The organism is Methylobacterium sp. J-001, from assembly GCF_022829565.1.
In the GTDB taxonomy this organism is placed as follows: Bacteria; Pseudomonadota; Alphaproteobacteria; order Rhizobiales; family Beijerinckiaceae; genus Methylobacterium.
This window is the reverse complement of the sequence record NZ_JAKSYN010000050.1, coordinates 1-6947: the sequence shown is the minus strand read 5'-3', so window position 1 is coordinate 6947 and position 6947 is coordinate 1. Positions and strand designations below refer to the sequence as shown.

Annotated in this window: 4 protein-coding genes and 2 pseudogenes; 1 reads left to right on the top strand and 5 read right to left on the bottom strand. The window is 49.0% G+C overall.

Annotated features, from left to right (window positions below; genetic code table 11):
• Positions 1-817: 817 nt before the first annotated feature.
• Positions 818-1756 carry a glycosyltransferase family 8 protein gene (locus MKK65_RS05060; RefSeq protein ID WP_243955983.1) on the bottom strand — a complete coding sequence of 313 codons (939 nt, stop codon included), beginning with the start codon at positions 1754-1756 and terminating at the stop codon, positions 818-820.
• 368 nt (positions 1757-2124) lie between these two features.
• Here MKK65_RS05060 and MKK65_RS05055 point away from each other — a divergent pair, with 368 nt between their 5' ends.
• The gene (locus MKK65_RS05055; protein ID WP_243955974.1) at positions 2125-2340 is read left to right on the top strand and encodes a hypothetical protein; all 216 of its coding nucleotides are present in this window, start codon (positions 2125-2127) and stop codon (positions 2338-2340) included.
• 148 nt (positions 2341-2488) lie between these two features.
• On the opposite strand, the gene MKK65_RS05050 is transcribed toward MKK65_RS05055, so the two are convergent.
• The 4 genes and pseudogenes from MKK65_RS05050 to MKK65_RS05035 all read right to left on the bottom strand — a co-directional run.
• The gene (locus tag MKK65_RS05050) at positions 2489-4492 is read right to left on the bottom strand and encodes a glycosyltransferase (RefSeq protein ID WP_243955972.1); all 2004 of its coding nucleotides are present in this window, start codon (positions 4490-4492) and stop codon (positions 2489-2491) included.
• Between the two features lie 762 nt (positions 4493-5254).
• Positions 5255-6116 (bottom strand): annotated as a pseudogene (locus tag MKK65_RS05045) (transposase); the annotation flags it as partial.
• A gap of 3 nt (positions 6117-6119) precedes the next feature.
• Positions 6120-6317, bottom strand: a pseudogene (locus tag MKK65_RS05040) (helix-turn-helix domain-containing protein); the annotation flags it as partial.
• Between the two features lie 67 nt (positions 6318-6384).
• A partial coding sequence (locus MKK65_RS05035) for an IS3 family transposase (protein ID WP_243955970.1) occupies positions 6385-6947 on the bottom strand: 563 nt, incomplete at its 5' end.

Sequence of the window (6947 nt, the reverse complement as noted above, 5' to 3'; positions counted from 1 at the left end):
CCCTGCGAGACCAGGACATCGACCTGGCGCAGTTTGGAGACCATCTCTTCAGCCGTAGGCTTCTTCCGTCCCATGACGACATCCTCCACATGGCCCAAAGCCATACTTCAAGGAGCACCGCTTTTATGGAGGCAGGCCAGTCCGGTACGACACCTTACTGTTTAAAGCTAACGACGTTAAATATGTAACGCCCCTTGAATAGATAATTCTATATCTATTTACGCCGATTATTGTATAAGGCAGCCTCAAAGTTGCCGAGTCAATTTTTGCCTACACTAAAGACTCGTGATACATAGCCTCATTCTGCGAACAATAGTCTAATCTAATATGAACTCAGAACGACTATGCTCAAAATAAAATGGCTAAAATTGCTCAACCCAACTCAGGTAGGTGTCATGTTTGTTACGGCCTTGATAGAAGAGCGTGACATATCTTAATAAATAGATTAAGTTCGGCCTTATAATAAATGCAAAACTATCCCGGTAGAAATTCATAGCTTCAAACGCGTAAAGCTTCGTATAATCTACTTCCAACTTTTAATCTTAGTGCTGAAATGCGAAACCTTATCGATACGTTGCGCGAAGACCACAAAGTTTTTGCGCTAATTCGACGCCTTGAAGAAAAATAAAGTTTACCCTTTCCTGAGAAGATCGAGGCGATCTAAACGCGAAGTCTGTTCGATGATCAATTTTTCAATAAAAATACGACAGTTACTTCTATTGATTGCCTTGAAGTTCTAACGAGACACATTATTGGAAACAAGTAGATTTAAAATGTCGCTAATCGGCGGCGGATAAGTAATTAACAGCCTCTCGAATTAAAACTTCGCATTAAGTTCGCTTCTAGAAATTTGCCTACGCATATCCTCGCTACCCCAGTCCTCATAAATCCCTTTCGCAAACTGCTGAATGACATAGCGCATGTATCTAATCCCCTTCATTGGCTTATAAAGGCTACTTAATTCCGGGTACTTTGCAATAATGTCAAGATAGGGCGCGTTTCCGCAAATCCCCCAGGGACGAAACGCTCCATCCCATGGACGTGGCTTCGACATATAATGAATGATTCTGGGATCTACGAGATCGTCCAGGTTGCGGCCTATAAAAAATGCAGGCCAATTCCATCGGAGGGATATCAATTCTTGTCTACCTGACATAACAATGTTGAGAGCGTCTTGATCATGAAACATGAGAGGATTTGATCTTCTATCTCTCAATATTCTTAGACAATCCCGACTTATTTCATGCCAATCGGCAAGATTGAACTTAATTATTCCCGCATTGAAGTATTTTTCCTGATTTACGGTGTTGATACCCAAGCCATTAAAGTATTGCGAACGTTGTTGGGACGATTTCTTGCCGCTTGTTGCAGTGAAACTCATTAAATCTGGCGCGGCAAGCAACCCGCCGGCTTTAGGAGTCGCGTTCGATAACAGGTTCAAATTTCCAACTATTTGTGTATCCGCATCTATATACACCACCGATTTGATTTCATCTCTTAGTATCTCTGAAATATGAAAACGAGCGCAAACCATTCCTGAGCCATTAAGCGTACTGACGGGAACAATATTCAAGACAATCCCATTCATCTCAATTAACGGCTTGTACCGAGAAACAATGCTATTTACTTCACCAAAATAGATTATGGAAACGATGTCACTAGGACATTCTAAGCGTCCCTTTGTCTGAAACGCGCTCACTAAAGTCGGTAATAAATAATTCAAGTCGGTCGTATAACACCAGCAGGTATGTGCCATTTGATTGCCTCATATTCGAGTTTAAAGAGTCTGTTCGATCGTATCGGCGTTTAAAATTAATACATCCTGTTCCTTTGGACTGATATATGCGGAAATATCAGAGTAGACCGCGATTCAGCCGGGCTGAAAATGAGTTAGGGCAGGCTTCCGAATTTATATCTTCAAAAAAATCTTAGGCAACAATTAATGGAGGAACAAGCGATCTTAAATATCTTCTTTAGCTAAATGAACTAAAGGTATAATGTCGGTTTGCGAACTAAAGTCTTTAAATGCATTTTTGCACTTAGGCAACAGCCGGACATATCTATCGGACTCCGCGTAGCGCATATAATTTTATGTAAACAGCCGTTATAACGGATGAAATCATTATGGTGCATTTCCCTGAGGTGAAGCGCGAAGGGCATGGAACGCTGCTGGCGTTGCTCCCACAGTTTGATGAGCTGGGCGCGGTTAAGCCATTTAAGATCGTATTAGGTAGTCACATGACAGATAAATTGGCAATCCCTAAACACAAGTTTGCGAGCGGTTGCGAGTCACAAATTAATGGCTATATGATTTTCAATTGTAATGATCTTTCGTATTAAAGCTATAGATTCACAAACAAGATCGCATGGGCAAAATGGATAACTTTGGACAGTCCACCAATATTGTAAATTGCAAGCAATCATGAGTATCAAATATCGCGAGAGTCGATCGATCGAGCGGAGCAAACATTTTTTTTGACGCGGTATACTAATCGCGTCTCTTTTTAATCGCACGCTCCGGCTCGAAGCGCCCTAACATCGCATCAACGCATCCGCGTAAGTTGCCGCGAAGGCGACCGCGACGATCGATAAAGGGCTCAGGCGAGAACGATTTTATGAAGTTACTAGTAAGATTTCGAAACAAATGGTCAGCGACTTGGGGCAGGGTCATTGTACCCTTCCTTAGCATATACAACGGGTTAATAACCTGCGAGTAACCGAGTCGATCTCCGGCGATCCGACCACTTTTAACGCCTAAATGCACGCCCTGCGCGAGAGAACATTTCACAAGCCGTCCTCCATCTGATTTCAACTGTGCGCCGAAATCCCGATCTTCAAGCCAACCATATAAAACAAGGCGTTCGTCAAAACGCAATTGACCTATGGCAGAGGTACGAAAGGCCATATTGCAACCATAGGGGCTAAATAACTCTATGTATGGTATCGAGTCCAGAGTATTCGCTTCATTGATAAAACGATCTGCATCAGCAAAACTTAAGCCGGGTCCTTTGATTCCATCCGCCAGTATACGACCAGTTAAACCGGTGATATTGTTGTCAAAATCAAATATCCGAACCGCAACTTCAATCCAGTCCGGAGCAGGTATAAAGTCGTCATCAAAAAACGCGACGATTTCAATATCTTCAGTGATTGCTGAGAGAGCCGTATTACGTTGAGCAGCCAAACCGCTCGGACCTATTATAACTTTGACTTGAGGCCATTCCGAGGCTTCTCCGGCGTCCTCCAGTTTTGTACACGAAATTATTATTGACTCAGGGGCGTAGGTTTGCCGATCTATTATTCGGCGCAATGTCTGTGCAACTATCTCGGGCCGACCTAGCGTTGCGACGACGACAGCGACTTTAGGGGCAAATGAAGATTTCTTGCGATTCCCCACAATTGCCTGGAATGGTGATTGCATGAGATCGAGGTAACCTTGTGCCGTGTCATTCCAAGAAAATTTAAGAGCTTGATCGCGACCGCGTTCGATAAGCTCCTCACGGAGGTCAGATCTTTCAAGTAGGGATTCAATGTGTTTGATCCACAGCTCAGGCTCATTCGGCGGTGCCAGCAACGCTGCATCGCCACAGATCTCGGGTAAACTGGCCCGATCCGTTGAAATAACGGGACAGCCAAGGGCCATAGCCTCTAAGGCAGGTAATCCAAACCCTTCTGTCAGTGATGGAAAAACTAAGCAAAGAGCTCGATCGAAAAGATAAGCCAAATCGTGATCCGTCACAAAACCGAGGTGCCGGACGTTTTCATTTCGAGCAAAATCTTCCGACGCGAAGATATTGGATTGGCCGCCTGCGATAACAAGATCAACATTCATGGCTGCCAACTGCTCGGCTATGCCAAGTAGCATGGCAAGATTTTTGTGCCTTGCGCGTGATCCTAGGGCCAATATAAAAGGACGCAACTGACCATCCGCGGTTTGCCTCAGCATCGAAGGGGCTAACGTTGCCAACATTGGGTTCCAACTATGCACGTGTTCGTGCCCATTTGGCAATATACTAATATTCGAAAGCTTTACTGATAAAAATTGAGCTATTTGACCAGCCGAAAATTTTGAGACCGTCGTTATTTTAGTAACGCGTCGAGCGAGTAGCGGCTGAAGATTTTCATAAAACAAACGGAACGCGGTCCCATAGGAGTTCCCTTCAATGAACACATTGGCATCATGCATACATACTACTTGATTGGTTTTGATAGCCGGCGCAGTGTTGCAAAGATTTAATAAGTTGCCTTGCCATGAATACGGGAGTGTTATTTGTTCCCATGCCTGTCCTTTGAAAGTACCAATTGGTTTAAACTCAGAACCAATTATTATAGGGTCTGTGGCATTGATGGGAGAAAGCAGATGGACTGCCCTTCCTTTGGAATCCATAATTCGTCCTACTGAACTCGTTACATTGAATGCGTAACGCTGGACGCCTGTCATCGACTGTGTAAGAAATCGGCCATTGATTGCAAATGAATCTGTCATAAGCATATTTCAATTTATCCCTTGCTTGAATTTGGCTGGAGTTCAGTTAAATAAAAATTTTTATTCGAAATATTTTTGACATAAAAGGCGATATTTCAGCTTCTGTCTTTTTACATTTGTCGTCGCCATTAGATTTGCTCGCTGTGTGTGTTGTTTAAATTTCGAAGGCTACTTACACAAACGTTAGGTTTGCGACAACCAGTACCATCTGATCATTCTGATAATATTGGGCAGCTTGAAGAGCGTTCGGCGGCGGACACAGGGCGGGGTAAGAGTTTGGCGAACAGCATTTCAGTGATGGCCTTATGCACGGCGGACGGGCTGGTTCACGGCGGCGGCTCCGAAAAGCAAGTTATCATTTTTCCCGGCTCCATCCGACGATGCTCGGCAAGGTGCAGGTGTTGAAGGGAGGCGCAGGCTATGCACGTCATCAACCCGTTTCGATGCAGCCTTCTCAGAGGTGTCGATTGAAGTGATCGAGGTTGAGCTTTATGCTGAGCTGCTGGAGGACTTTTTTGCGGGCCGAACGCGCCTTTAGCATACCGGATAATGCGCGTCTTGATGTACTGTGCGGCAGGCGGGACGAGTAGTACACCCGCTGACCTGACGAGCGGCACTCGCCCACAAGCGGCCCTCCGTGCCCGGCAGATAGCAGTTGCTGCCCCTGTCCGAATCGTCGCCGACCTGTTGTAGGATGGCGGTGAACCAAGCCAAGAGCTTTCCATTCGTGCCCTCGCGCCCCATCACGCGGAGCTATGTCAGCTCTAGCTAACCGGTGCCCCTTCGAGTTGGTTCATAGTTATCATATCCCGCAGTAGTGGAGTAGTTTCGGTATTTGTCCGGTCGGACGGCGGCGAATGCGTCCTGATGGCGATGGTCAGGTAGGCGGCGGTTCATGCTACAGTTGTACGGGGAGCAGCCTTGGCCATAGCAAAGACCTCCTTATCCTGAGCCTGTCGAAGGATCTATCGGATTGAAGTCGGGATTGGAGGCCGGGAGGTAGAGAATCCGTACGCCGACCGCCTTGATGGTCTCGCGCACCCCGGCGACATCATGGGCGTTCTGATTGTCGAGAATGACGGTGTTCCGAGCTTCAGCATCGGAGCCAGAGTGTCGGTGACGTGGGCTCGGAAGCGCATACCATTCGTGGCTTCATTGAAGACGGTCCTGGCGATCAGTCCCATGGCGTGCAGGGCGGCGGTGATGGTGGTGGTCTTGTAGTGCAAGTGAGGCACGGCGATCCGGCAGCGCTAACCGCGCGGAGCACGACCATGGCGGCGAACCATCTTCGTCGTGGCCGCCGTCTCGTCGAGGAAAACCACGCGATCTGGATCAAGGTCGGGTTGCCCATCGAACCAGTTCTCGCGCGTGGCCCTCACATCCTACCGCTCCTGCTCGGCCGCGTGGACAGCCTCTTTTTGCGGGGGATCTCATATCGGGCGAAGAAGCGTAACAGCCTGCTCGTGCTTGCGCAGCGATAGTGTTCTTGGTGACTGTCGCGCAGTCCCCGTAGCCGGGAGAGCGAGTGTAGTTCGTTGCGCCGAAGGATCAGGGCGGCCTGCGTTTCCAGGCGCTGCTAGTTGCGATCGCCGCTTATGGGCTTGAGCGCGGTCCGCCCATCCTTCCGCGCGTGCTCCAGGCTCAGCACCGTGGAGCGAGGCTCCGTCGGTCCCATCCGCGCATCGGTGCTGGTCTGACGTGGCCGCCACTTCTGCACGGTGGTCGGGCTGATCCCATAGTGCTTCGCGGCGGCTCTCACACTCTCTTTACGAGCTTGGATTGCCCGACAATCCGTCTTGTATCTTTGGGTTGCCCGCTGGAGTGAAGCCAGCGAGGTTACTCAGTGAGGGTCAGCCCGTGTCCGTGGCCTGCCTCCATACGGTGGCCCGAGTTCGAAGTTAGTGCATCGTCGGTCGCGTGACGATGGCGGGGCTTATGAGCGGCGTTGAGCTGCTCGGTTCGGTTGGCCAGATGACGACCTCCGGCGCAGGTGGCTGGTAGCCGAGCGACGAGTGCGGGCGGATGCTGTTGTAGTGCTTACGCCATTGCTCGATGACAATGCTGGCTTCCCTGAGAGTGCAGAACACCTCGCCATAGAGCAGTTCATCCCGCAGCTTCGCATTGAAGCTCTCGCAATAGCCGTTCTCCCACGGACTGCCCGGCTCGATGTAGGCGGTCGTCGATCTCACCGCCGCGATCCAGTCCTGAACGGCCTTGGCGATGAACTCCGGCCCGTTGTCCGAGCGGATATGAGCGGGCACACCGCGCAGGCTGAAGAGGTCCGAGAGCGCATCGATGACATCGAGGGCCTTCAGCTTACGGGATACACGGATGGCGAGGCACTCACGCGTGAACTCATCGATGACGTTCAGCATCCGGTACTTGCGCCCGTTGTGCGTGCGGTGCTCGACGAAATCGTAGGACCAGACGTGATCGGGACGCTTGGGCCGTAAGCGAAGGC